Genomic DNA, 25,368 nt, shown 5'->3' on the forward strand with positions numbered 1-25,368 from the left:
AGGACGAGAGTATGAAAATCAGTGATGGAAACTGGCTCATTCAACCGGGCCTGAACGTGACCTATCCGGTTCAGGTGTTCGACGTGGAGCAGCAGGGCAATGACCTGGTGGCGTACGTGGCGCCGCGCGACGTGCGTGAGCGCACCTGGCAGCTCGACACGTTGATGTTCACGGTGCGCCTGTTTGCCCCGCAGGAAGGGATTGTCGGGGTGCGCATTGAGCATTTCCAGGGCGCGCTGAATAACGGCCCGCACTATCCGCTGAACGTTCTGAAAGACGTGAAGGTAGAGATTGAAAACAACGCCGAATTTGCCGAGCTGAAAAGTGGAAGCGTCAGCGTGCGCGTCACCAAAGGCGAGTTCTGGGCGCTGGATTTCCTGCGCAACGGCCAGCGCATTACCGGCAGCCAGCTGAAAAATAACGGCTACGTGCAGGACAGCAATACCGATCGCAACTATGTGTTTGAACGTCTGGATCTGGGCGTGGGGGAAACGGTCTACGGCCTGGGCGAGCGCTTTACCGCGCTGGTGCGCAACGGCCAGACGGTCGAAACCTGGAACCGCGACGGCGGCACCAGCACCGAGCAGTCCTACAAAAACATCCCGTTCTACCTGACCAACCGCGGCTACGGCGTGCTGGTGAATCACCCGGAAAACGTCTCGTTTGAAGTCGGCTCCGAGAAAGTCTCCAAGGTGCAGTTCAGCGTGGAAGGGGAATATCTCGAGTACTTCGTGATCGACGGCCCGACGCCGAAAGCGGTGCTGAACCGCTATACGCAGTTTACCGGGCGTCCGGCGCTGCCGCCTGCCTGGTCGTTCGGCCTGTGGCTGACCACCTCGTTCACCACCAACTACGACGAAGCGACGGTAAACAGCTTTATCGACGGCATGGCCGAGCGCGACCTGCCGCTGCACGTGTTCCACTTCGACTGCTTCTGGATGAAGGCCTTCCAGTGGTGCGACTTTGAGTGGGACCCGGTGACCTTCCCGGACCCGGAAGGGATGATCCGCCGCCTGAAAGAGAAAGGGCTGAAGGTCTGCGTGTGGATCAACCCGTACATCGGTCAGAAATCCCCGATTTTCCGGGAGCTGAAAGAGAAGGGCTACCTGCTCAAGCGCCCGGACGGCTCCCTGTGGCAGTGGGACAAATGGCAGCCGGGGCTGGCGGTTTACGACTTCACCAACCCGGACGCGTGCCGGTGGTATGCCGACAAGCTGAAAGGCCTGGTAGATATTGGCGTCGACTGCTTCAAGACCGACTTCGGCGAGCGTATCCCGACGGACGTGCAGTGGTTCGACGGTTCCGATCCGCAGAAGATGCACAACCACTACGCCTACATCTATAACGAGCTGGTGTGGAACGTGCTGAAAGAGTCGGTGGGGGAAGAAGAGGCGGTGCTGTTTGCCCGTTCGGCGTCCGTGGGTGCGCAGCAGTTCCCGGTGCACTGGGGCGGCGACTGCTACGCCAACTATGAATCCATGGCCGAAAGCCTGCGCGGCGGGCTGTCGATTGGCCTGTCCGGCTTCGGGTTCTGGAGCCACGATATCGGCGGGTTCGAAAACACCGCGCCGGCGCACGTCTACAAACGCTGGTGCGCGTTCGGGCTGTTCTCCAGCCACAGCCGCCTGCACGGCAGCAAATCCTACCGCGTACCGTGGGCGTACGATGACGAGTCCTGCGACGTGGTTCGCCACTTTACGCAGCTGAAATGTCAGCTGATGCCGTATCTGTATCGTCAGGCAGCGCTGGCCCGCGAGTTCGGTACGCCGATGCTGCGGGCGATGATGCTGGAGTTCCCGGACGATCCGGCGTGCGATTATCTCGACCGCCAGTACATGCTGGGGGATTCGGTGATGGTCGCGCCGGTGTTCTCCGAGGTGGGCGACGTGCAGTTCTACCTGCCGGAAGGCCGATGGACGCACCTGTGGCATAACGACGAAATTCAGGGCAGCCGCTGGCATAAGCAGCAGCACGATTTCATGAGCCTGCCGGTCTACGTGCGCGACAACACGCTGCTGGCGCTGGGTAACAATAACCAGAAGCCGGACTACGCGTGGAACGCGGGGACGGCCTTCCAGCTGTTTAACCTGGACGACGGCGCAACGGCGATGAGCGAAGTGCCTGCGGCGGACGGGTCCGTGGCGTTTACGCTGAAGGCGTCACGTCGGGGTGACATCGTGACCTTTACCGGCGCGGGAGACGCGCAAAACTGGTCGGTGTGCTTGCGCAACGTGCAGAAGGTGAGCGGCGTGAAGGGCGGCTCACACGAGGGCAGCGAGCGGGGCGTGGTGGTGAAAGCGGAGGGGAATGAGGTGGTGGTTCACCTTTAATTCCCCTCACCCTAACCCTCTCCCCAAAGGGGCGAGGGAATGGTTTGCTCCCTCTCCCTTTTAGGGAGAGGGCTGGGGTGAGGGTGGTGTTGACACCACACCGCCCGCCATCGTCTGCTGCACCTGCTGTTTATCCATATTTACCGCGCTCAGCTTTGCATTCACCGTCGGCTTCAGCGGGGCATTTGCCTGCACGCTTCCGCTGGCGGTGAGCTGAATATTGCCGTCACCCGTAATCGGCAGCGCAGGCCAGCCCCACTGCTGCAGCACGTTGAGCGGCACACCGCGCCCGTTCAGGCTCACCGTGGTCTGCCGCTGCGGCAGCTGTGAAACCGTCGCCGTGGCTTCAAGAATACCTTTCTCGGTAAAGGCGCTCAGGTCGGTAATGTTCACCGTGGCGGCGTTCGCATTCAGCGCCAGCGACGGACGGCGCACGTCCACGCGGTTAAAGGTCGCCGCCGCGCCGTTCAGGGTTGCGTTGCCGCCCCAGACGCCCCACTGGCGATCTTTCACCAGCTGCAGGTTTGCGCCATAGCCGTCCAGAGAGGTGATCTGCCACGGGAAGGCGGGATCGATGTCGATCACCAGGTTGCGGCTCAGGCCGAATTTTTGCAGCGTGACGCTGTTCAGCCATTCCGGCAGAGGCTCCATCCACAGCGTTTTCCAGTTCTGCGGCAGGGTGTATTCCAGCCCGGCGATAGCGACATCGTCCAGCACCAGCGCTTTACCGTCGCGCAGCCAGTTACCGGAAGTGCGTACCATGCCGCCTTCCCACCGGGAGGTGAACTGACGCAGCGCCATGCCCTGCGGGGAAAACTCCGCATTCAGGATAGGGTCGAAAAGATGCAGCGAGCCGTAGATAAACTCGCTGGCGTTCATGGACAGGCGGCCTTCCTGGCTCTGCCAGTCGCCCTTGCTTAACGTCAGGTTGCGCAGGCTTAAGTCGAGATCGGTCACCGCCCAGTCCGGGCCCTGAAGCCGGGCGTCGGTCACGTCCAGACGGCCAATCTGCAGAGAGGGGATGGTGGCCAGCGGCGCGAAGAACGCCATAAGCGTTTTATCGCTCTGCAGGCGAATTTCGTTCAGGCGCATGGTGTCGATAATCCAGCTCCCGTCGGCATTGCGCAGGGCGGATCCGGTGAGTGAGCCACGGGCCATGTCGGCACCAATGGTGTTCAGCACCACTTCCTTGCCGTTAAGCTGGCCCTCGATCAGCACGTTGGTGGCCGGTACGCCGTTCAGGGTCAGCGAGCCTGCGCTCATCTGAATCTGCGCGTTGTTCCCCAGCACGTTGCCCGCTTCCGGCTGCCACGGGCTGACGCCGCCCGTGACCTTCTGCGCGCTCAGGTCCCATTCGGTATTTGGGCTGTTAAACGCCATGTTATTTAGCTGCAGGCGATCCGCCTGAAAAGGCAGCGGTGCCGTCTGGGGCGAGAGATTCAGCGTGCCGTCGAACAGGGTAATGGTGTCCATATGCAGCGGATCGGTTATCTGGCGGCTGCTCAGGCCGATATCGACTTTTTTGGCTACCAGCGTGGCGGGTTTACCGTCCCGACCGAAGGTGACGTTTTCCAGAATGATGTGGGAAGGCGACGAAAAGCGGTGATTCATCTTGTCGAAACTGAGTTCGTAGTCGGTATTCACCGTCACCCAGCTGCTGACCTGAGACGCGCCCCAGCGGGTCTGGAGCAGAATGTAGAACGCCAGCAGCACAATGAGCAGGGCTACCAGAAGATAGATAAGGAGCTTTCCAATAAATTTCATGGTCTTCCATCCCGCAAAACGCACATAAGGGAGTTATGCACGATTTATGCGCAATCCTCAAGGCGGGAATGGTGTAATGAGATGTCACGGCAGGCATTGGCTGCCTGCCGTGAGAGAAATCAATTTTTCTCAGGCGGGAAAACGAGGTTCAGAACGATAGCGGTGATACCGCCCGCGGCAATGCCGGAAGAGAGCAGGTTTTTCACCCAGTCTGGCGCAAACTGCAGGATCAGCGGCTGCTGGGATACGCCCAGACCGACGGCCAGCGACAGCGCGATAATCATGATCGCGCGGCGGTTCAGCGGCTCGCGGGAGACGATACGCACGCCGGAGGCCGCGATAGTCCCGAACATGACCAGCGTTGCGCCGCCCAGCACCGGCTCAGGGATATGCTGCACAAAGCCGCTGACCGCCGGGAACAGGCCGAGGACGATCAGCATCAGCGCCACCACGAAACCGACGTAGCGGCTGGCCACGCCGGTCAGCTGGATCACGCCGTTGTTCTGGCCGAAGCAGGAGTTCGGGAAGGTGTTGAATACCGCAGAGACAAACGAGTTCAGGCCGTTCGCCAGCACGCCGCCTTTCAGGCGCTTCATGTACAGCGGGCCGGACACCGGCTGCTCGGAGACGTCGGAGGTGGCGGTGATATCGCCGATGGTCTCCAGAGAGGTGATCATAAAGACGAGCATCAGCGGCAGGAGCAGACCCCAGTCAATGCCCAGTCCGTAATAGAGTGGCGTTGGGATAGTGATCAGCGCGGCATTGGTCGGCGCGGTGTTTTCCGGCAGCATATCCAGCGCCCAGGCCATCAGGTAACCCGCCGCCATGGCGATCACCAGCGAGGCGACGCGCAGGTAAGGGTTACGCTGACGATTAAGCAGAATAATGATCGCCAGTACCACGCCCGCCAGCAGCAGGTTTTTCGGCGCGCCGAAGGTGTGGTCGCTCATGGCGGCATAGCCGCCGCCGATGGAGGTCAGGCCCACCTGGATCAGCGACAGGCCGATAATCATTACGACCACGCCGGAAACCAGCGGGGTGATGACGCGGCGAGCCAGATGCAGAACGCGGGAGATGACCATCTCCGTGCAGCTGGCCAGCATCAGGGTGCCGAACAGCGCCGCCATCATGGTTGGGACATCCGCACCGCCGGTTTTCAGCGCCGTACCGCCCATGATCAGCGGTGCCACGAAGTTAAAGCTGGTGCCCTGAATCGACAATAAACCCGATCCCACCGGACCCCATGCTTTAATTTGTATAATCGAGGCCACGCCGGAGGCGAAGAGAGACATGCTGATAATGTGCTGCGTGTCCTGCGCCGGTAAACCGAGCGCCTGGCAAATCAGCAGCGCCGGGGTGATCACCGCAACAAACATCGCCAGAAGATGCTGGCAGGCGGCGAAAAGCGTTTGCGGCAGCGGCGGGCGGTCTTCAAGGCGGTAAATCAGTTCGCTATTGTGCTTCTGCGCAATCGGTTGCGCATCAGGCGACTCTATGCTGTTAACGGACATCGGCGGCAATCCCACGGTGGAAAAGCGGGCATTTTATCTGACCACCTGGTAAAAGCAAACGATTGCCAGCAAAAAAAGGGAAGAAAATCTGCCGATGTGAGCAGGTTTTCTACAACGCGTGAGGAAAAAAAATTACACTTTTTGCGCCGGGGGCTCATGAAGAGCGCAACCCGGCCCAGGATAACGCCGCGTGTGTATGGAACACGCGCATAACAGGAGCCTTTTATGATTCATCTCGATACGTTGTCGACCCTTGTTGCCGCAACGCTGGTTCTTCTGCTTGGTCGCAAGCTGGTCCACAGCGTTTCCCTTCTGAAGAAATACACCATTCCTGAACCTGTCGCCGGCGGCCTGCTGGTGGCGCTGGCCCTGCTGATACTGAAAAAAAGCATGGGCTGGGAAATCGATTTTGATATGTCCCTGAAAGACCCGCTGATGCTGGCCTTCTTTGCCACTATCGGCCTGAACGCCAATCTGGCGAGCCTGCGCTCGGGCGGTAAGGTGCTCGGCGTATTCCTGATTGTGGTGGTGGGGCTGCTGCTGATGCAAAACGCCATTGGCATCGGCATGGCAACGCTGCTGGGGCTGGATCCGCTGATGGGGCTGCTGGCAGGGTCGATTACGCTGTCAGGCGGTCACGGTACCGGGGCGGCGTGGAGTAAATTGTTCGTCGAGCGCTACGGCTTTGAAAACGCGACTGAAGTCGCGATGGCCTGTGCGACCTTTGGTCTGGTGCTAGGTGGCCTGATTGGCGGCCCGGTGGCGCGGTATCTGGTTAAACACTCCACCACGCCGAACGGCAGACCTGACGATGAGCTGGTGCCGACCGCGTTCGAAAAGCCGGACGTCGGGCGCAGCATTACCTCGCTGGTGCTGATTGAAACCATCGCGATGATCGCCATCTGCCTGACCGTAGGCAAAGTGGTTGCGCAATGGCTGGCGGGCTCTGCGTTTGAACTGCCAACGTTTGTTTGCGTGCTGTTTATTGGGGTGATCCTGAGCAACGGTCTGGCGCTGATGGGCTTCTACCGCGTGTTTGAACGGGCGGTATCGGTGCTCGGCAACGTCTGCCTGTCGCTGTTCCTGGCGATGGCGCTGATGAGCCTCAAGCTGTGGGAGCTGGCCTCGCTGGCGCTGCCGATGGTGGCCATACTGGCGGTGCAGGCGCTGTTTATGGCGCTGTACGCCATGTTCGTGACCTGGCGCATGATGGGTAAAAACTACGATGCGGCGGTGCTGGCGGCGGGTCACTGCGGGTTTGGCCTGGGGGCTACCCCAACGGCTATCGCCAACATGCAGGCGATCACCGAACGGTTCGGGCCATCGCACATGGCGTTTCTGGTGGTCCCGATGGTCGGGGCGTTCTTTATTGATATCGTCAACGCGCTGGTGATCAAGCTGTACCTGATGCTGCCGATGTTTGGCTGAATCAGGCGTTGGAGTAGCGTTCGGTTTCCGGCATCCAGCGCTCAATTAACGCTGCCGCCTGTTCGGGGTAGCGTTCGTGAATATGGCGGGCCAGGCGCTGAACTTCTGGGATCATGGCCTGATCGCGCAGTAAATCCGCTACTTTGAATTCCGCGTTCCCCGTCTGACGCGTGCCCAGCAGTTCGCCCGGGCCGCGGATCTCCAGGTCTTTTTGCGCAATCACAAAACCGTCGTTGCTGTCGCGCAGCACCTGCAGACGCATCTGGGCGGTTTTGGAAAGAGGCGCTTTGTAGAGCAGTACGCAGTGGGACGCTACCGCACCACGGCCAACGCGCCCGCGCAGCTGGTGGAGCTGGGCAAGGCCGAGACGTTCCGGGTTTTCGATGATCATCAGGCTGGAATTCGGGACGTCCACGCCGACTTCGATCACCGTGGTGGCGATCAGCAGATGTAAATCACCCTGCTTGAACGACTGCATCACCGCCTGTTTTTCGGCGGGCTTCATGCGTCCGTGAACCAGACCCACGTTCAGCTCCGGCAGCGCCAGCTTAAGCTCTTCCCACGTGGCTTCGGCAGCCTGCGCTTCCAGCAGTTCAGACTCTTCAATAAGCGTACAGACCCAGTAGGCCTGACGTCCTTCCTGGGTGCAGGCGTTGCGCACGCGGTCGATGATATCGCTGCGGCGCGTGTCAGGAATGGCGACCGTTGTGACCGGGGTACGGCCCGGCGGCAGTTCGTCGATGGTGGAGGTATCCAGATCGGCGTAGGCGGTCATCGCCAGGGTACGTGGGATTGGCGTGGCGGTCATGATCAGCTGATGCGGGTGGAAGCCCTGCTGCAGGCCTTTCTCCCACAGTGCCAGACGCTGATGCACGCCGAAGCGGTGCTGCTCGTCGATAATCACCAGCGCAAGACCGTTAAACTGCACCTGCTCCTGGAAGATGGCGTGCGTGCCGACAATCATCTGCACCTGCCCGCTGGCAATAGCCTCCTGTTGCGCAAGGCGCGCTTTGCCTTTTTGCTTCCCGGCAAGCCAGCCCACTTCAATCCCCAGCGGCGCAAACCAGGCGCGGAAATTGTTGGCGTGCTGTTCAGCCAGCAGTTCGGTTGGCGCCATCAGCGCCACCTGCTTGCCGTGGGCAATCGCGCGCAGGGCCGCCAGCGCGGCGACCAGCGTTTTACCGGACCCGACGTCGCCCTGCACCAGGCGCATCATCGGCACGTCGAGTGCCATATCGCGTTCGATTTCGGCGGTGACGCGCGCCTGCGCGCCGGTGGGCTTAAACGGCAGAGAGGCCAGCAGCTTATCTTTGAGCTCATCACGCGGGCTTAATGGCTGGGCGTGGAAACGCTGCGCGCCCGCGCGAAGCGCCAGCATGCTCAGGTTATGGGCCAGTAATTCCTCAAGGATAAGACGCTGTTGGGCGGGGTGTTTGCCGCTGTCTAAATCGCTGAGCTGCAGCGTTGGCGGCGGGCGGTGCAGGGTGCGCAGCGCCTCGGGCAGGCTCATCATGCCCTGCGCCAGCTCGGGCGGCAGCAGCTCGGTGATGGCGCAGGTATCCAGCAGCTCCAGCGCCTGATCGGTGAGCTTGCGCAGCGTCGCCTGCTTGATGCCTTCGGTCGTCGGGTAAACCGGGGTGAGCGTCTCCTGCATTTCCGGCGTGCTGAGATCGCCCTGCACGCGGTACTCCGGATGGATCATCTCTGCGCCGTATTTACCGCGTTTGGCTTCGCCATAGGCCAGCACCCTGCGGCCCGTCGCCAGGCTGTTTTTCATCGCCGCGCTGAAGTTGAAAAAACGCATGGTGAGAATGCCGGTGCCGTCGCTGATCTGGCAGGTCATCATCCGGCGTCCGCCGAAGGTGATGTTGCAGTTCAGGACTTCGCCTTCAACGGTGGCGTAAATGGCGGGAAGGAGATCGCCAATCTTGTAGAGCTGGGTGCGGTCTTCGTAACGCAGTGGGAGGTGAAGCAGAAGATCCTGCACGGTGTGCAGGCCAATTTTTGCCAGCTTATTGCTTTGCGCCGCGCCCACGCCCGTCAGGCTGTTAAGCGGGATGGCATCCAGCAGGCGGCCTTTCATCGGTTACCCGGCGTACTGCATGGTGGCCCACCACTCGGCATCGGCTTCAATTTCGCCCTGCGCGTTGACGTGGGGGTAAGGCAATTTTTTCTGCTTCGCAACGCGAGCCAGCACCGGATAGCCACCTTCAAACAGCAGGCGCTGCTGTTCATCTTCCGGCAGCATGCTGTTGCTGCGCTCGTACATCCCGGCGTTCTGACGCTGACGCTGCGCTTCATACAGAATGAGTGCGGACGCCACGGAGACGTTCAAAGACTGCACCATGCCGATCATCGGAATGATGATGTCCCGATCTGCCAGATCCAGCGCTTCGCGGGTGATCCCGGTTTTCTCCTGACCCATCAAAATGCAGGTCGGACGGGTGTAGTCGATCTCGCGGAAATCTACGGCTTTAGCGGACAGGTTAGTGGCCAGGATCTGCATCCCGCGCCCTTTCAGGTGTGATACGGCTTCACCAATAGTGCGATGATTTTTGACAGACACCCAGCTGTTGCTGCCTGCCGCCGCCGAGACCGTATTGCGCATGCGGCCATCCGGCCAGACGGCGTGCACTTCATGCACACCGACGGCATCTGCGGTACGAACGATAGCAGAGACGTTATGAGGTTTATGCACCTGCTCCATGCAGACCGTCAGGTCAGGCTGACGCCTGGCGAGCATTTCGCAGATACGTGCATAACGTTGTGAATTCATAAACCTAGTTTCGGTTTCGGGTGACTTTAATCACGTCCGGCATGACGCGGATCTTGCGCATAATATTCGCCAGATGCACGCGGTCGCGGGCGGTCAGACGAATAAAGGCGCTATACACGCGGCCATCTTTTTCTTCCGTATTCAGGCTCTGAATGTTGGAAGAAGCCGTGTTGATCGCTGCCGTCAGGTTCGCCAGGGCACCCTGGTGGTTGAACATATCCACCTTAATTTCGGTAATAAATTCCTGCGCGGTCTCTTTATCCCACTCGACGGCCATAAACTTCTCGGCTTCTTTCTGGTAGCCGCGAATGTTACGACAGGACTCGTGGTGGATAACCAGCCCTTTACCCGGGCTGACGTGCGCAATAATCGGGTCGCCAGGAATTGGACGACAGCATTTTGCGAAGGTGATCAGCACCCCGTCCGCGCCTTTAATCGGCAGGTGTCCGTGGCTTTGCGTGGTTGCAGGCACCGCTGTCGTGTCGCCTTGCTGCAGGTTCTTCGCCACCACCACGCTCATGGCGTTGCCGAGGCCAATCTCTGCCAGCAGGTCATCAAGCGACGCGAGCTTCATGCGCTCCAGCTCGCGCTGGACGTTCTCCTGCGGAATTTCAGCCAGCTTACGGCTGCCGCCCAACGCGTGGTTGAGCAGACGACGCCCCAGGCTGACGGAATCATCACGCTTGAGGTTTTTCAGCAGCTGGCGAATTTTGGCGCGTGCTTTGGAACTCACGACAAAGTTCAGCCAGGCCGCGTTTGGACGTGCGCCCGGCGCGGTAATAATTTCTACCGTCTGGCCGCTGGAGAGCGGCTGAGACAGCGGATAAGGCTGTCTGTCGACACGCGCGCCGACGCAGGCATGCCCGATATCGGTATGCACGGCGTAAGCGAAGTCGACCGGCGTTGCGCCCGCAGGCAGTTCGACAATGCGACCTTCTGGGGTGAAAACGTAAATCTCATCCGGGAAGAGATCGGATTTAACGCTCTCAATAAATTCAAACGAGCTACCCGCACTCTGCTGAAGCTCCAGCAGGCTCTGCATCCAGCGCTGGGCGCGGATTTGTGCGGTCGTGCTGCTTTCGCCACCGTGCTCTTTATACGCCCAGTGTGCGGCAACACCCATCTCTGCCATCTGGTCCATGTCCTCGGTGCGAATTTGCACCTCAACAGGGACGCCGTGCGGCCCGATCATCGAGGTGTGCAAAGATTGATAGCCGTTCGCTTTTGGAATGGCGATGTAATCTTTCATGCGCCCCGGACGCGGTTTGTAGAGGCTGTGCATCTGCCCCAGCACGCGATAGCAGGTGTCTGAGTCATGGACGATTACGCGGAACGCGTAGATATCCATGATCGAGTGAAAACGCTGCTCTTTGAGCACCATTTTGCAGTAGATGGAGTACAAATGTTTCTCGCGACCGCTGACGCGGCACGGAATCCCCGCTTCCTGTAAGCGCCCTTCGATTTCGGAGAGGATTTTTTGAATCATCTCTTTACGGTTACCGCGTGCGGCTTTCACCACCTCTTTAATCACGCGATAGCGGTTCGGGTACAACGCTTCAAAACCCAGCTCTTCCAGCTCGGTTTTAATGTGGTGAATACCTAAACGGTGCGCCAGCGGACTGTAGATTTCGAGGGTTTCACGGGCAATGCGGCGACGTTTATCCGGGCGAAGTGAGCCCAGCGTGCGCATGTTGTGGGTACGGTCAGCGAGTTTGATGAGAATGACGCGGATATCCTGCACCATCGCCATAATCATCTTGCGGAAGTTTTCGGCTTGCGCCTCTTTCTTGTCGCGGAAATTCAGCTTATCAAGCTTAGAGACCCCTTCCACCAGTTCGGCAACGCTTTTGCCAAACAGCTGTTCCATGTCCTGATAAGTGGCAGGGGTATCTTCGATCACGTCGTGCAGCAGAGCGGCCATCAGCGTTTCGTAGTCGAGTTTCATCTCGGCCAGAATACAGGCCACCGCTACCGGGTGCGTGATATAGGGTTCACCGCTTGAACGTGTCTGGCCCTCGTGAGCGTCACGTGCAACGAGATACGCCTGCTGAAGACGCTTAATCTGGTCTTCAGGCAGGTAGGTTTGAATCAGTTGATTCAGGCTTTCAAACAGATACAAGGGCGACCCGCAGGTTTAATTAACGACGACCTTCAGCAATAGCGGTTACGGCCTGCAGTTCTGCGGCTTCCTGCTCTTGCTGCTCCTGGCGCTCACGCACGTCGAGGATCTGGTTGTTGATCAGACCTTCTTCGATTTCGCGAAGTGCAATAACGGTGGTTTTATCGTTTTCTTCCGGTACCAGCGGATCTTTGCCGCCTACCTGCATCTGACGAGCGCGACGCGCGGCGACCAGCACCAGGTCAAAACGGTTACCAATTTTCTCTACAGCGTCCTGAACAGTTACGCGTGCCATACTTAAAATGCTCCACAGGTGAAGAAATGACTGGGCATGATACTGAAAGTGGGTTCAGTCTGCCAACAGTTTGGTGATTAATGCGTCATGTCGCTGCTTCTGGCGGCTCATACGCAGACGTTCTGCACGAAGAATGGTTTTGAGATCGCTCAGCGCGGCATCAAAATCATCATTCACAATAAGGTAATCATATTCCGCGTAATGGCTCATTTCTGCAACAGCCTGTTCCATTCGCTTTGCGATCACTTCTTCGCTGTCCTGACCGCGGCCACGCAGGCGGCGATCGAGCTCATCTTTCGATGGCGGTAAAATAAAGATACTGCGCGAGTCAGGCATTTTCTTGCGAATTTGCTGTGCGCCCTGCCAGTCGATATCCAGGAACACATTCACGCCCGTGGCCAGAACCTGCTCAATGGTTTCACGCGAGGTACCGTAGTAATTACCGAATACTTCAGCGTGTTCAAGAAACGCGTCTCTGCCGATCATCGCTCTGAATTCGTCGTGATCCACAAAGAAATAGTGTTCACCGTGCACTTCACCCGGACGCGGCTGGCGCGTGGTGTGAGAAACAGAAACCTGTGTGTCGTACAACGGTTGGGTTTTTAACAGTGCCTGAATAAGGCTGGATTTACCCGCGCCACTAGGGGCAGAAACAATATAAAGCGTGCCTTGAGCCATGAGAGTCTTTTGTATGTGTTAACGAAGAAGTCCTACATACGGGCTTATTATACACGTCACCGCCGTGTGACGTAGCCTTTGTCACACTTTTTCCCCTGGATTATTGAATTTTGCGTGCCGTTTTCAGGTTTTATCGGGGGTTTTCAGCAACCAAAAGAAATACCGGATAGCGTCTCGCATTGTGAAACGTTGCCATTAGCGTTGTTTCAGGCATCCGGGTATACCTCCTGCAATGCAAAGGAGGGGTAGCGATGTGGCGATGGATAAGCGGGTTAATGCTGTTGTGGTGTGGCTATGGCGCGGCGGTGTGCCCGGTGTGGTCGCAGGCAAAAGCAGAGCAAGAGATGGCGTCGTTAAGCGCACAAATCAAACGCTGGGATGAGGCTTACTGGAAGCAGGGCGTGAGCGAGATCAACGATGAGGCTTACGACCAGCTTCACGGGCGGTTATCGCAGTGGCAGCGCTGTTTTGGCAGTGAGCCTTCAGAAGAGAAACTCCCGGCGCTGACGGGGGGCGTAAAACACCCTGTTGCCCATACGGGCGTACATAAAGTGGCCAGCAAAGAGGAACTAAGACAGTGGATGCGTGCCCGACAGCATCTGTGGCTGCAACCCAAAGTTGACGGTGTGGCGGTGACGCTGGTCTATCGTGACGGAAAGTTAGCCCAGGCTATCAGTCGCGGTGATGGCCTGAAAGGGGAAGACTGGACCGGGAAGGTACGTTTAATCCCGACTGTTCCGCAAAAGCTCACCGGCGCGCTGGCGAATAGCGTCTTACAGGGCGAGCTTTTCTGGTTGCGTGACAACCACATTCAGCAGCAGATGGGCGGAATGAACGCTCGCGCAAAGGTGGCGGGGACGATGATGCGGCAAAAGGATAACGCGCTATTGAGCAAGATCGGCGTATTCATCTGGGCCTGGCCGGACGGACCGAAAGATATGCAGACCTCTTTAGCTGAACTGTCCCAGGCCGGTTTTACGCTGTCGGCACGGTACACGCTTCCCGCCGAATCTGTTGATGCCGTCGAGAAACAGCGCGCGGCCTGGCACGTGACCACACTACCCTTTGCCACGGATGGCATTGTGGTGCGTTCGCAGGATGAACCCGCGGGCGAAAGCTGGTTACCGGGAGAAGGTAGCTGGGTTGTCGCGTGGAAATATTCTCCTGCAGCCCAGGTCGCTGAGGTGAGGGATATTCATTTTTCCGTGGGGCGAACGGGCAAAATTTCCGTTGTAGCAGCGCTGGAACCCGTGCAACTGGATGATAAACAGGTGCAGCGGGTGAGTCTGGGCTCGGTTGGGCGCTGGCAGAGGCTGGATATTGCCCCGGGGGATCAGATACAGGTCAGCCTGGCCGGTCAGGGTATCCCCCGGTTTGATAAGGTGCTCTGGCGCGGGACGGACAGACATAAACCAGAGCCTCCGGCCCCGCGCTATCATGCTCTTAGCTGCTTCTATGCTTCGCCGGAGTGCATGGAGCAGTTCTTTGCCAGGCTGGCATGGCTCAGCTCAAAGCAGGTATTCGATATTGAAGGATTAGGCGAGTCAGGTTGGCGGACCCTCTGGCAGGCGCATCGTTTTGAACATCTCTTTTCATGGCTGTTATTAACTCAGGCGCAGCTGCAGTCTACACCGGGGTTTTCCTCAGCACGCGGGCTGGCGCTCTGGCACCGATTTAATCTGGTGCGCGAGAAGCCGTTTATCCGCTGGCTCATGGCATTGGGTGTGCCAATGACGCAGGCTTCGCTGAAGGCGATGGGTAACATATCATGGCAGGAGATGAGCGGGCGCAACGCAAAGGACTGGCAAACCCTGCCGGGAACGGGCGAGGAGAAAGCGCGACAAATCGTTAACTGGATGCACGCACCTCAGATTGATGTGCTGGCGAAATGGCTCGCTGAACAGCACATCAACGGGTTCTGAAGCTAGTGCGCGCTGTGTTTGTAATGAAAAACGGGTAGCCCGAGTTTCAGACGCAGCGCCAGCATGCGGGCCGTAAAGCCAAACAGCAGCGTGGAGATAACCACCACATCATGGTTCGAAACGTAATGCTGCAGCGCGATATAAAGCACCGCTGCCGCAAAGGATATGCCGGCATACAGCTCTTTTTGAAAGACCAGGGGGATGCGTTTGCAGAACATATCGCGCAGCACACCGCCGAATACGCCCGTGACCACGGCAGCAATAGTGGCGATAACCGGTCCTTCCCCCATATCGAGCGCGATTTGCGCACCGATGATCGAAAAGACGATCAGCCCCAGCGCATCAAGCACCAGGAACAGTCGGCGAAGATGGGGCATAACGGGCGCCACGATGGTGGTTAATACAGCCGCCGTCGCCACGATAATCACGTATTCAGGGTGTTTAACCCAGCCGAGTGGATAATGACCAAGCAGGATATCCCGCACGGAACCGCCGCCCAGCGCGGTCGCGGTAGCAATAATGATCACGCCGAAGGTGTCCATACGACGACGTCCGGCGGCAAGCGCGCCGGTCATGGCTTCTGCGGTGATGCCAATGAGATAAAGGATGTGAAGCAGCATATACCCTCCGGTGTGAACGCGGGGGAGGTTAGCGATTTGTGCGCACGATCACGATTGAGATTTTCTAAGGCGAGTCAGTTTGCCCTATAAATTTTTATCACGTTATGTTGGGCTAGCTTGATGACAGGCGGTAAAGCGTAAAAACGGACGTGGATATGGATTAGAAATAGTAATGGGTGGTGCGGTCGACACCACCCGAAAGGCGTTACTCGATATTCTGGATCTGCTCGCGCATCTGCTCAATCAGCACTTTCAGCTCAATCGCTGAATTCGTCACTTCTGCATTGATCGACTTAGACGCCAGGGTGTTCGACTCGCGGTTGAACTCCTGCATCATAAAGTCCAGACGGCGGCCCACAGCTTCTTTCTTCTTCAGAATGTTGTAGGTTTCTTTAACGTGCGCTTCCAGACGGTCCAGCTCTTCAGCGACATCAATACGCTGCGCCATCAGCACCAGCTCTTGTTCCAGACGGGTGTTTTCCAACTGAACTTCCGCTTCTTCCAGTTTGGCGACAAGACGCTCGCGCTGCCATTGCAGCACTTCTGGCATATGGGTGCGGACTTTGGCTACTTCGGTGCTCACGCCTTCAAGACGCTGCTCAATCATCGCTTTCAGCGCCTGACCTTCGGTTTCGCGGGCAACGATAAAGTCGTCAAGCGTGCCGTCGAGGGCTGCCAGGATTTCAGCGGCAATGGCGTCCAGATCCTGCTCACCGGCGGCCATGACGCCAGGCCAGCGTAGAATATCAACCGGGTTGATTTCGCCTTCATCGCTCTGCATTTTGACCCAGTTCGCCGCATTCACGAGCTGTTTCGCCAGTTTTTCGTTGAGGATGAGCTCACCCTGTGCGCTGGCATCGGGCTCAAAGCGCAGGTTGCATTCCACTTTCCCGCGCGTCAGGCGCGTACGGATGCGTTCACGTACGACAGGCTCAAGGCTGCGGAACTGCTCCGGCATACGGAAATACGTTTCCAGGTAACGCTGGTTTACCGAGCGCATTTCCCATGTGGCGCTGCCCCAGCTACCCTTGATTTCACGCCGGGCGTAGGCGGTCATACTGCGGATCATAGACATTCCCGTTTTTAAAGGAGAGATGGGGGGATTATAGCTTTCGGGGGCTTCTCAGGATAGGAATAAGCGTCCTTTATCCGTATAATGCGCAGCCACATTCGTTTCAAGCCGGAGAATCCATCATGCGTCCATCAGGTCGTAGCGCCAACCAGGTGCGTCCCGTCACCCTGACCCGTAACTATACAAAACACGCTGAAGGCTCCGTGCTGGTTGAGTTTGGTGACACCAAAGTGCTGTGCACCGCCTCCATCGAAGAAGGCGTTCCGCGCTTCCTGAAAGGTCAGGGCCAGGGCTGGATCACCGCTGAGTACGGCATGCTGCCGCGTGCGACCCATACCCGTAATGCCCGCGAAGCGGCAAAGGGTAAGCAGGGCGGTCGTACCATGGAGATTCAGCGTCTGATCGCGCGTGCGCTGCGCGCCGCCGTTGACCTGAAAATCCTCGGCGAATTCACCATCACGCTGGACTGCGACGTGATTCAGGCAGACGGCGGTACGCGTACGGCGTCCATTACCGGTGCCTGCGTGGCGCTGGCCGATGCCCTGAATAAGCTGGTTGCGGCCGGTAAGCTGAAAACCAATCCAATGAAAGGCATGGTTGCGGCGGTTTCCGTGGGTATCGTTAACGGTGAAGCACTTTGCGATCTGGAATACGTTGAAGATTCCGCAGCCGAAACCGACATGAACGTGGTGATGACCGAAGATGGCCGCATCATTGAAGTACAGGGTACGGCAGAAGGCGAGCCGTTCACTCACGAAGAGCTTCTCTCCCTGTTGGCGTTGGCCCGAGGGGGAATCGAATCCATTGTAACGACGCAGAAAGCGGCGTTAGAAAATTGATTTTAAAGGCGACCAATGAGTCGCCTTTTTTTTGCCTGTAAGACAGAAAAACCAAAGGAGCAAATCCATGAAATCGTATCAGCGCCAGTTTATTGAGTTTGCGCTTAACAAGCAGGTACTTAAGTTTGGCGAATTTACGCTGAAATCCGGGCGTAAGAGTCCCTATTTCTTCAACGCCGGGCTGTTTAATACCGGGCGCGATCTGGCACTGTTAGGCCGTTTCTATGCCGAAGCGCTGGTGGATTCCGGGATTGATTTTGATCTGCTGTTTGGCCCGGCTTATAAAGGGATTCCGATTGCGACCACCACCGCGGTGGCGCTGGCGGAACACCATGACCGCGACGTGCCGTACTGCTTTAACCGCAAAGAGGCTAAAACCCACGGTGAAGGCGGGAATCTGGTCGGCAGCGCGCTGCAGGGCCGCGTCATGCTGGTCGACGATGTGATCACCGCAGGTACGGCGATCCGCGAATCGATGGAGATTATTCAGGCCAACGGCGCGACGCTGGCTGGCGTGCTGATTTCTCTGGATCGTCAGGAGCGTGGTCGCGGCGACATTTCCGCTATTCAGGAAGTGGAGCGTGATTATGCCTGCAAAGTGACTTCCATCATCACCCTGAAAGACCTGATTGCGTATCTGGAAGAGAAGCCTGAGATGGCGGACCATCTGGCGGCGGTACGTGCGTATCGGGAAGAGTTCGGGGTGTAGTTAAATTGCCCGGCGGCACGACGCTTACCGGGCTTACGGATTACTGCAGCTGAGCAGCCACTAACGGCCAACGGGCGTCAAAATCGTCCGTTGGACGGTATTTGAATTCGCTGCGCACAAAGCGGGAGAGCATCCCTTCACAAAACGCCAGAATCTGGCTCGCCAGCAGCGTTTCATCAATGCTGTAACCTTCGCCTTCACGCATTTTCTTTTCGCGCAGTACCTGGCGCAGCTGCGCTTCAATACGTTCGAAAAGCTGGTTAATGCGGCCCTGCAGTCTGTCCTGTTCAAACATTAGCGCGTGGCCGGTGAGGATACGGGTTAAGCCCGGATTGCGTTCACCGAAGCCCAGGATTAACAGCACAATCAGACGCAGACGCGCGGTGGTGTCTTTTTCGTCTTTCAGAATCAGGTTGATGCGCGTGATCAGGCTGTCTTCGATAAATTCGATCAGGCTGTCGAACATCCGGGTTTTGCTCGGAAAATGACGGTACAGCGCCGCCTCAGACACGCCTACAGAGGCGGCCAGTTTAGCGGTGGTGATGCGTTGACTGCCATCGCTGGATTCAAGCATCAGAGCCAGAGACTGAAGTATTTCTTCGCGACGATTCCTTTTCGCGGTTTGTTTTTCTGCCATGTTACAAAATACCCCTGAAAATAAGCACTTGCCAGGCTGGCATCCACACAGCGACCGCAAACTGGCGTTTGCGGTTTGTTATTGCATTATGACGCTGTGAGATACGTGTCTTTCGGGCCGTTATTTGCGCCCGGAATGGCCGAAGCCGCCTTCGCCACGGTCGGTGGCATCAAAGTCTGCCACCAGGTTAAATTCTGCCTGAACCACCGGTACAAAGACCATTTGTGCGATACGTTCGCCCGGTTCAATGGTGAAGCTGTCCTGACCACGGTTCCAGACGGATACCATCAGCTGACCCTGATAGTCGGAGTCGATCAGGCCGACCAGATTACCCAGCACAACGCCGTGCTTATGGCCCAGGCCGGAGCGCGGCAGGATCACCGCTGCAAGCGACGGATCAGCAATGTGAATTGCCAGGCCCGTTGGAACCAGGGTAGTGGCACCCGGAGCCAGTTCTACGGCGTCATCGAGACAGGCGCGCAGGTCAAGTCCAGCAGAGCCGGAGGTGGCATAGGTTGGCAGCGGGAATTGCTCGCCAACACGCGGGTCCAGAATCTTAACGTCGATTTTTTTCATCATAACGGGTAACGATCTCGTCCAGTAATTGTTGGCCCAGGAGTTCCTTGCGCTCAAGCGGTAAGATTTTATCTCCATCCTGCCAGAAAAGGTGCAGTGCGTTGCTGTCGCTGTTAAATCCTTGCGTGGCCAGCGATACGTCGTTCGCGCAAATTAAATCGAGGTTTTTGCGGGTACGTTTTTGCCGGGCATATTCTTCCACATTATTCGTTTCTGCGGCAAACCCAACAACGTAAGGACGATGGCTTTTTAATGCGGCGACACCGGCAACGATGTCCGGGTTTTTCACCATTTTTAGTGTTAATTCATCGCCTTGCTTTTTGATTTTAGACTCGGCGATGGTCTCGGCTCGATAGTCAGCCACGGCCGCACAACCGATAAAAATCTGCTGGCTTTGCGCATGGGCCTGAACGGCGGCTTCCATCTCCAGCGCGGTGGTAACGTCAATTCGCTTCACAAACGCAGGGGTAGGCAGCGATACCGGGCCGCTCACCAGCGTGACGTGCGCACCACGCTTTGCGGCGGCGGCGGCAATCGCAAAGCCCATTTTGCCGGAGCTGTGGTTGGTGATGTAGCGCACCGGATCCAGCGGCTCGCGCGTCGGGCCCGCGGTAATCATGATGTTGAGATGTTGCAGATCGTTGACAGGCGAAAAATGGGCTGCGGCCATATCAACAATCGTCAGCGGATCGAGCATGCGACCCGGGCCAACATCGCCGCAGGCCTGGCTGCCGCTGTCCGGACCCCAGATAAGCAGGCCACGCGAGGCCAGCGTCTCCAGGTTGTGCTGGGTGGCGGCGTTACGGTACATCTGCTGGTTCATGGCAGGAACGACGGCAACAGGCGCAGGCGTGGCCAGACAAATGGTAGAGACCAGGTCGTTTGCCATACCTGCCGCCACCCGAGCGATTAAATCTGCCGTGGCAGGGGCAAGAATAACCAGGTCTGCCCACTTACCCAGCTCAATGTGGCCCATCGCGGCTTCGGCTGCGGGATCGAGCAGGCTGTCAGATACCGGGTAACCTGAAACCGCCTGCAGGCTCAGAGGGGTGATAAAGGCTTTACCGCCTTCCGTTATCGCGACCCGTACATCTGCCCCGCGCTCGCGCAGACGACGCACCAGCTCCGGCGCTTTATAGGCGGCAATACCGCCGCTCACGCCAAGAACGATTTTTTTACCGGCCAGGCTCATCATGATTCTTTCCTGTTGGGTTTCACCAGAGTGCGGGCATTTTATCACAATCCCCAAAGCGGGGTGATTTTGTCCTTCGACCACTTTGCGAGGCGCTACGCAAGAACGCAATGTGGCCGTCGAGCGACGAATTAGCCTGTGGCAGCATGAGGTTAAAAAAGGGAGAAAGAGCATGGAAGAAGAGGATGAGCAGCTGCTGCCGCGCGAAAAACTGCTGCGCTATGGTGTCACCCTGTTAAAAGACGATGAACTGCTGGCGCTCTTTTTACGTACCGGCACGCCCGGAAAAACGGTATTTACGCTGGCAAAAGAGCTGATAGCACATTTCGGTTCGCTGTACGGTTTACTGACCGCCGATCTGGCGCAGTTTAAGCACGTTGAGGGGATTGGCGTGGCGAAATATGCTCAGCTGAGAGGCATTGCTGAACTCGCCCGCCGTTTTTACAACGTCCGCATGGAGAAGGAGGATCCGATCCTGACGCCCGCGATGACGCGCGAATTCCTGCAAAGCCAGTTAACCGATATCGAACGCGAGATCTTTATGGTGATCTTTGTCGATAACAGAAATCGGGTGCTGAAACATAGCTGTCTTTTTGCGGGGACGTTGAGCCACGTTGAGGTGCATCCGCGTGAAATTGTGCGGGAAGCGATAAAAGTGAATGCAGCGGGCGTGATCCTCGCGCATAATCACCCCTCTGGCTGTGCAGAACCGAGCAGAGCGGACAAAGAAATCACCGAACGCATTATCAAATGCTGTCAATTCATGGACATTCGTGTGCTGGACCATTTGATAATTGGCCGCGGTGAGTACATTTCTTTCGCAGAACATGGCTGGATTTAGGCTATTTCTCGCGATCCATCGGGATCTTTGTCTGTTCGGGACTTGAGCACACCGCCGAGTCAGCGTATACTACGCCACCTTTGAGAATCTCGGGTTTGGCATTTGGGCCTGGCAATCGAGAGTTCACTTAGAACTATGCGATGACCGGGCTGTAAAGCCTGACGAGGCGCCGATACCCCATACGAAGCTCGAGCTAATTTGATTTTTGGAGAATAGACATGTCCCGAGTCTGCCAAGTTACTGGCAAGCGTCCGGTGACCGGTAACAACCGTTCCCACGCACTGAACGCGACTAAACGCCGTTTCCTGCCGAACCTGCACTCTCACCGTTTCTGGGTTGAGAGCGAGAAGCGTTTTGTCACCCTGCGCGTATCTGCTAAAGGTATGCGTGTAATCGATAAGAAAGGCATCGATACAGTTCTGTCCGAACTGCGTGCCCGTGGCGAAAAGTACTAAGTACTTAAAGAGGAAATAAATCATGGCTAAAGGTATTCGCGAGAAAATCAAGCTGGTTTCTTCTGCTGGTACAGGTCACTTCTACACCACCACGAAGAACAAACGTACTAAGCCGGAAAAACTGGAACTGAAAAAATTCGATCCAGTTGTACGCCAGCACGTACTGTACAAAGAAGCTAAAATCAAATAATTTTAGTCTCCTTGTATCGAAAAACCCCGCAACTGCGGGGTTTTTTGCATTCTGTATCTCAACGGAGGAACCATGCCTGAATTACCTGAGGTAGAAACCAGCCGTCGCGGCATTGAGCCCCATCTGGTCGGCGCGACAATTCTTCACGCGGTGGTCCGCAATGGACGTCTGCGCTGGCCGGTGTCCGATGAGATCCATGCCCTGAGCGATAAACCCGTCCTTAGCGTACAGCGCCGCGCGAAATACCTGCTGCTGGAACTGCCCGACGGCTGGATTATTATCCACCTGGGAATGTCCGGGAGCCTGCGCATTCTTACCGAAGAGCTGCCTGCGGAAAAGCACGACCACGTCGATCTGGTGATGAGCAACGGCAAAGTGCTCCGTTACACCGATCCACGGCGCTTTGGCGCGTGGCTGTGGACGAAGGAGCTGGAAGGGCACAACGTGCTCGCGCATCTGGGCCCGGAGCCGCTTTCAGACGCGTTTAACGCGGAATACCTCAAGGCGAAGTGTGCGAAGAAGAAAAGCCCGATTAAGCCCTGGCTGATGGATAACAAGCTGGTGGTCGGCGTGGGGAATATCTATGCCAGCGAATCGCTGTTTGCGGCCGGGATCCATCCCGATCGGCTGGCCTCTTCGCTGTCTGCGCAGGAGTGTGAGTTGCTGGTTCGGGTGATTAAAGCTGTATTACTTCGCTCGATTGAGCAGGGCGGGACAACGCTGAAGGACTTCCTGCAAAGTGACGGCAAGCCGGGCTATTTTGCCCAGGAGCTGCAGGTATATGGCCGTAAAGGCGAACCGTGCAGAGTCTGCGGCACGCCCGTTATTGCCACGAAGCACGCCCAGCGCGCCACGTTCTACTGCCGTCAGTGCCAGAAATAGGGTTACTTTAGCTTTTCCATCAATGCCTGATGGACGTTAGTCGGCAGGAAATGGGTGACGTCGCCGTGATGACGCGCCACCTCTTTTACCAGCGTGGAAGAGATAAACGACCATTCTTTGGAGGGCATCAGGAACACGCTCTCCAGCTCCGGCATCAGGTGGCGGTTCATGTGCGCCAGCTGCATCTCATACTCGAAGTCTGCCACCGCGCGTAAACCACGGATAAGAATGTTTGCCTGCTGAGCGCGGGCGAAGTTAGCCATCAGGTCGCTAAACCCGACCACCTCAACATTCGGCAGGTGCGAAATGGCATCGGTGGCGAGCTGTACGCGCTCGTTGAGGTCAAACATCGGCTTTTTGCTGGGGCTGGCGGCAATGGCCAGGATCACCTTGTCGAACATGCACGCCGCACGGGTGATGATATCAAGATGACCGTTGGTGATCGGATCGAAGGTACCCGGATAAATCGCTTTTGTGCTCATGGCTCACGTTTTCTCTGAGTAGCCGCGGCAGAGCGCCCACAGCTCGGTGTATTTGTTGAAAGTATACTGGGCATTCACTACCGCGAGTAACCAGCCCTGCTTACCGTCCAGTACGCCACCACGCAGCAGCAGCGTTTTCAGGAACGCGCCCAGCGTGTGGGTGAAGATCCCCGTCAGCGAGGCCTTTTTGCCGCGCTGGTGGCGCTCCTGCGCCCATGCGGTGGCATAGTTGAGCTGTTTACGCTGGAAGCTCGCAAAATCACGGCAGGTCAGGTGCAGCAAATCGCCCGTCAGGGGGATGACCTGGGCGCTATCGCAGCTCAGGGATTCATGGACCAGATTGTCGTTGTACTGATACCGCTCGCGCTCGTAGAGGCGCATCACGCGGTCAGGATACCAGCCGCTGTGGCGCATAAAACGGCCAAGGAAGTAGTTGCGGCGGGCAATGCTGTATACGGCGCCAGGCTGGGGCGAGGCAAGCACCGCCTGAATGGCCTGCTGAAGCTCCGGCGTAATGCGCTCGTCGGTGTCGAGCATCAGGACATAATCACCGGTGGCATACCCCTGCGCGCGCTGGCGCTGGATGCCATAGCCTTGCCAGTCTGTATCGGTAAAGACTTTTGCACCCGCTGCCCGGGCGACGTCCACGGTGTTATCCGTACTTCCGGAATCAAGAATGACTATCTCGTCAGCCCAGGCAACCGACGCCAGGCAATCCGGAAGCAGGTCGGCGGCGTTTTTGGCGATCATTACGACCGACAGACGCGTTGACATTAGTGGCTCCGCTGGGGCAGATAAGGTTGCAGAAGCTGCAGCAGTCGGGTCAGTGCGCCCTGGTTCTGGTGCAGCACTTCGACGGCATGACGCCCGTACCACAGGCGATAATCTTCGTCCGTCAGAAGGGTCGATACCTCTTTGACCACTGAATCTGCATCGGTCACGGTAATTAAACCATCGGCCTGCTGTAATTTTGCACAGATATCTTTGAAGTTAAACGTGTGCGGCCCCATCAGCACCGGAATGGCGTGGGCTGCTGGCTCCAGCGGGTTATGACCGCCGCGCTCGACCAGGCTGCCACCGACAAACGCGAGGTCAGCAATGCCGTACAGCAGCATCAGCTCGCCCATCGTATCGCCAATCACCACCTGGGTGCTGCCGGAAGGGATTTCACCGCTGCTGCGCAGCGTGAAGCTGAAGCCGCCTTTCTGCACCATTTCACGGGCATCTTTAAAACGCTCCGGATGGCGAGGCACGAGGATCAGCAGTAAATCAGGGAATTTTTCCAGCAGTTTGCGGTGAGCCTGAAGGATGATCTCTTCTTCGCCATCATGCGTACTGGTTGCAATCCAGACCTGACGACGCGGGGCCCACTGGCGACGCAGTGTGATCGCACGGGCGGCGAGCTCAGGGGTAACGGAAATATCAAATTTCAGGCTCCCCGTTACCGCAAGCTGATTGCGTTTCAGACCCAGTGCGATGAAGCGCGCCGCGTCCTCTTCGTTCTGCGCGGCAATCAGCGTGATCTTGCTGAGCAGGCGGCGCATAAATTTACCCAGCTTGCCGTAACCTTTCGCCGAGCGCTCTGACAGGCGGGCGTTGGCAATGACCAGCGGAATTTTACGGGCGTGCAGGGCGGAAATCATGTTCGGCCACAGTTCGGTTTCCATCACGATTACCAGCTTCGGGCGCACGGTGTTGAGGAAACGATTCATGGCGCAGGGCAGATCGTAAGGCAGATAGACGTGCTGCACGTCTTTGCCGAAAGCGGATAACGCGCGCTCAGAGCCGGTCGGCGTCATCGTCGTGACGGTGATGGGCAGCGACGGGTAGCGGTGACGCAGGGCGCGAACCAGCGGGATCGCCGCCAGCGTTTCACCGACAGAAACGGAATGCAGCAAAATACCGTCCGGTGTGACTTTATTGCGGCAGAAGCCATAGCGTTCAGCCCAGCGTTTACGATACGCAGGCGCTTTCCGGCTACGAAGCAACAGTCTCAGCCACACCAGTGGCTGAATGATGTAGAGCAGAGCGGTATACAACAATTCCAAGC

24 protein-coding genes are annotated in these 25,368 nt (G+C 57.4%); 9 read left to right on the top strand and 15 right to left on the bottom strand.

What is annotated here, in order from left to right; translation table 11 throughout:
* Positions 1 to 11 precede the first annotated feature (11 nt).
* Positions 12 to 2,330: an alpha-xylosidase gene (gene yicI, locus L370_RS14695; RefSeq protein ID WP_023334007.1), complete on the top strand. Its 2,319-nt coding sequence runs from the start codon at positions 12 to 14 to the stop codon at positions 2,328 to 2,330.
* A 60-nt stretch (positions 2,331 to 2,390) separates the two neighbouring features.
* Here the strand turns inward: yicI and L370_RS14690 are convergent, their stop codons facing one another.
* Both L370_RS14690 and L370_RS14685 read right to left on the bottom strand, forming a co-directional pair.
* Entirely contained in the window at positions 2,391 to 4,094 is a 1,704-nt protein-coding gene (locus L370_RS14690; protein WP_023334008.1) for an AsmA family protein, read from the bottom strand.
* Positions 4,095 to 4,213: 119 nt separating this feature from the next.
* The gene (locus tag L370_RS14685) at positions 4,214 to 5,605 is read right to left on the bottom strand and encodes a nucleobase:cation symporter-2 family protein (protein ID WP_023334009.1); all 1,392 of its coding nucleotides are present in this window, start codon (positions 5,603 to 5,605) and stop codon (positions 4,214 to 4,216) included.
* Positions 5,606 to 5,830: 225 nt separating this feature from the next.
* Here L370_RS14685 and gltS point away from each other — a divergent pair, with 225 nt between their 5' ends.
* Positions 5,831 to 7,033 (top strand): sodium/glutamate symporter, encoded by a 1,203-nt coding sequence (gltS, locus tag L370_RS14680; protein ID WP_023334010.1) that lies wholly within the window; start codon positions 5,831 to 5,833, stop codon positions 7,031 to 7,033.
* A gap of 1 nt (position 7,034) precedes the next feature.
* Here the strand turns inward: gltS and recG are convergent, their stop codons facing one another.
* From recG to gmk, 5 genes are read right to left on the bottom strand one after another with little or no spacing between them, the layout of a single operon-like run.
* On the bottom strand, positions 7,035 to 9,116 hold the full coding sequence (gene recG / locus L370_RS14675) for an ATP-dependent DNA helicase RecG (protein WP_023334011.1): 2,082 nt from the start codon (positions 9,114 to 9,116) through the stop codon (positions 7,035 to 7,037).
* Between the two features lie 3 nt (positions 9,117 to 9,119).
* Complete coding sequence (trmH, locus tag L370_RS14670; RefSeq protein WP_032643719.1) at positions 9,120 to 9,809, bottom strand: tRNA (guanosine(18)-2'-O)-methyltransferase TrmH; 690 nt, start codon at positions 9,807 to 9,809, stop codon at positions 9,120 to 9,122.
* Positions 9,810 to 9,813: 4 nt separating this feature from the next.
* Positions 9,814 to 11,928 carry a bifunctional GTP diphosphokinase/guanosine-3',5'-bis pyrophosphate 3'-pyrophosphohydrolase gene (spoT, locus tag L370_RS14665; protein ID WP_023309883.1) on the bottom strand — a complete coding sequence of 705 codons (2,115 nt, stop codon included), beginning with the start codon at positions 11,926 to 11,928 and terminating at the stop codon, positions 9,814 to 9,816.
* Positions 11,929 to 11,947: 19 nt separating this feature from the next.
* Positions 11,948 to 12,223 carry a DNA-directed RNA polymerase subunit omega gene (gene rpoZ, locus L370_RS14660; protein WP_000135058.1) on the bottom strand — a complete coding sequence of 92 codons (276 nt, stop codon included), beginning with the start codon at positions 12,221 to 12,223 and terminating at the stop codon, positions 11,948 to 11,950.
* 54 nt (positions 12,224 to 12,277) lie between these two features.
* Positions 12,278 to 12,901 (bottom strand): guanylate kinase, encoded by a 624-nt coding sequence (gene gmk, locus L370_RS14655; RefSeq protein WP_008502674.1) that lies wholly within the window; start codon positions 12,899 to 12,901, stop codon positions 12,278 to 12,280.
* 251 nt (positions 12,902 to 13,152) lie between these two features.
* Between gmk and ligB the strand changes: the two genes are divergently transcribed.
* Positions 13,153 to 14,823 carry an NAD-dependent DNA ligase LigB gene (gene ligB, locus L370_RS14650; protein WP_023334013.1) on the top strand — a complete coding sequence of 557 codons (1,671 nt, stop codon included), beginning with the start codon at positions 13,153 to 13,155 and terminating at the stop codon, positions 14,821 to 14,823.
* 2 nt (positions 14,824 to 14,825) lie between these two features.
* Here the strand turns inward: ligB and L370_RS14645 are convergent, their stop codons facing one another.
* Positions 14,826 to 15,443, bottom strand: a complete 618-nt coding sequence (locus L370_RS14645; RefSeq protein ID WP_023334014.1) for a trimeric intracellular cation channel family protein — start codon at positions 15,441 to 15,443, stop codon at positions 14,826 to 14,828.
* Between the two features lie 205 nt (positions 15,444 to 15,648).
* Positions 15,649 to 16,512 carry a YicC/YloC family endoribonuclease gene (locus L370_RS14640; RefSeq protein ID WP_023309886.1) on the bottom strand — a complete coding sequence of 288 codons (864 nt, stop codon included), beginning with the start codon at positions 16,510 to 16,512 and terminating at the stop codon, positions 15,649 to 15,651.
* A 125-nt stretch (positions 16,513 to 16,637) separates the two neighbouring features.
* On the opposite strand from L370_RS14640, the gene rph reads away from it, so the two are divergent.
* Together rph and pyrE are read left to right on the top strand one after the other, a co-directional pair.
* Positions 16,638 to 17,354, top strand: a complete 717-nt coding sequence (rph, locus tag L370_RS14635; protein ID WP_010426431.1) for a ribonuclease PH — start codon at positions 16,638 to 16,640, stop codon at positions 17,352 to 17,354.
* A gap of 67 nt (positions 17,355 to 17,421) precedes the next feature.
* Positions 17,422 to 18,063, top strand: coding sequence for an orotate phosphoribosyltransferase (pyrE, locus tag L370_RS14630; protein ID WP_023334015.1), 642 nt, complete (start codon positions 17,422 to 17,424; stop codon positions 18,061 to 18,063).
* 40 nt (positions 18,064 to 18,103) lie between these two features.
* On the opposite strand, the gene slmA is transcribed toward pyrE, so the two are convergent.
* The 3 genes from slmA to coaBC form a co-directional block, all read right to left on the bottom strand.
* Positions 18,104 to 18,700, bottom strand: coding sequence for a nucleoid occlusion factor SlmA (gene slmA, locus L370_RS14625; RefSeq protein ID WP_008502690.1), 597 nt, complete (start codon positions 18,698 to 18,700; stop codon positions 18,104 to 18,106).
* 120 nt (positions 18,701 to 18,820) lie between these two features.
* Complete coding sequence (dut, locus tag L370_RS14620) at positions 18,821 to 19,279, bottom strand: dUTP diphosphatase (RefSeq protein ID WP_008502691.1); 459 nt, start codon at positions 19,277 to 19,279, stop codon at positions 18,821 to 18,823.
* Complete coding sequence (gene coaBC, locus L370_RS14615) at positions 19,257 to 20,468, bottom strand: bifunctional phosphopantothenoylcysteine decarboxylase/phosphopantothenate--cysteine ligase CoaBC (RefSeq protein WP_155858069.1); 1,212 nt, start codon at positions 20,466 to 20,468, stop codon at positions 19,257 to 19,259. Before coaBC ends, dut begins: the two co-directional genes overlap by 23 nt.
* Positions 20,469 to 20,640: 172 nt before the next feature.
* Here coaBC and radC point away from each other — a divergent pair, with 172 nt between their 5' ends.
* The 4 genes from radC to mutM all read left to right on the top strand — a co-directional run bounded on the left by radC (position 20,641) and on the right by mutM (position 22,836).
* On the top strand, positions 20,641 to 21,309 hold the full coding sequence (radC, locus tag L370_RS14610) for a RadC family protein (protein ID WP_023334017.1): 669 nt from the start codon (positions 20,641 to 20,643) through the stop codon (positions 21,307 to 21,309).
* Between the two features lie 218 nt (positions 21,310 to 21,527).
* Positions 21,528 to 21,764 carry a 50S ribosomal protein L28 gene (gene rpmB / locus L370_RS14605; RefSeq protein ID WP_002436699.1) on the top strand — a complete coding sequence of 79 codons (237 nt, stop codon included), beginning with the start codon at positions 21,528 to 21,530 and terminating at the stop codon, positions 21,762 to 21,764.
* A gap of 22 nt (positions 21,765 to 21,786) precedes the next feature.
* Positions 21,787 to 21,954 carry a 50S ribosomal protein L33 gene (gene rpmG / locus L370_RS14600; RefSeq protein ID WP_003024094.1) on the top strand — a complete coding sequence of 56 codons (168 nt, stop codon included), beginning with the start codon at positions 21,787 to 21,789 and terminating at the stop codon, positions 21,952 to 21,954.
* Positions 21,955 to 22,026: 72 nt separating this feature from the next.
* Complete coding sequence (gene mutM, locus L370_RS14595; RefSeq protein ID WP_023309890.1) at positions 22,027 to 22,836, top strand: bifunctional DNA-formamidopyrimidine glycosylase/DNA-(apurinic or apyrimidinic site) lyase; 810 nt, start codon at positions 22,027 to 22,029, stop codon at positions 22,834 to 22,836.
* A 2-nt stretch (positions 22,837 to 22,838) separates the two neighbouring features.
* Here mutM and coaD read toward each other — a convergent pair whose 3' ends face one another.
* From coaD to waaA, 3 genes are read right to left on the bottom strand one after another with little or no spacing between them, the layout of a single operon-like run.
* Positions 22,839 to 23,318 carry a pantetheine-phosphate adenylyltransferase gene (gene coaD, locus L370_RS14590; RefSeq protein WP_023334018.1) on the bottom strand — a complete coding sequence of 160 codons (480 nt, stop codon included), beginning with the start codon at positions 23,316 to 23,318 and terminating at the stop codon, positions 22,839 to 22,841.
* 3 nt (positions 23,319 to 23,321) lie between these two features.
* Entirely contained in the window at positions 23,322 to 24,092 is a 771-nt protein-coding gene (locus L370_RS14585; protein ID WP_023334019.1) for a glycosyltransferase family 2 protein, read from the bottom strand.
* Complete coding sequence (waaA, locus tag L370_RS14580) at positions 24,092 to 25,366, bottom strand: lipid IV(A) 3-deoxy-D-manno-octulosonic acid transferase (RefSeq protein ID WP_023334020.1); 1,275 nt, start codon at positions 25,364 to 25,366, stop codon at positions 24,092 to 24,094. Before waaA ends, L370_RS14585 begins: the two co-directional genes overlap by 1 nt.
* Between the last annotated feature and the right edge of the window lie 2 nt (positions 25,367 to 25,368).

Origin of the sequence: Enterobacter sp. MGH 24 (assembly GCF_000493015.1) — a bacterium.
Taxonomy (GTDB): Bacteria; Pseudomonadota; Gammaproteobacteria; order Enterobacterales; family Enterobacteriaceae; genus Enterobacter.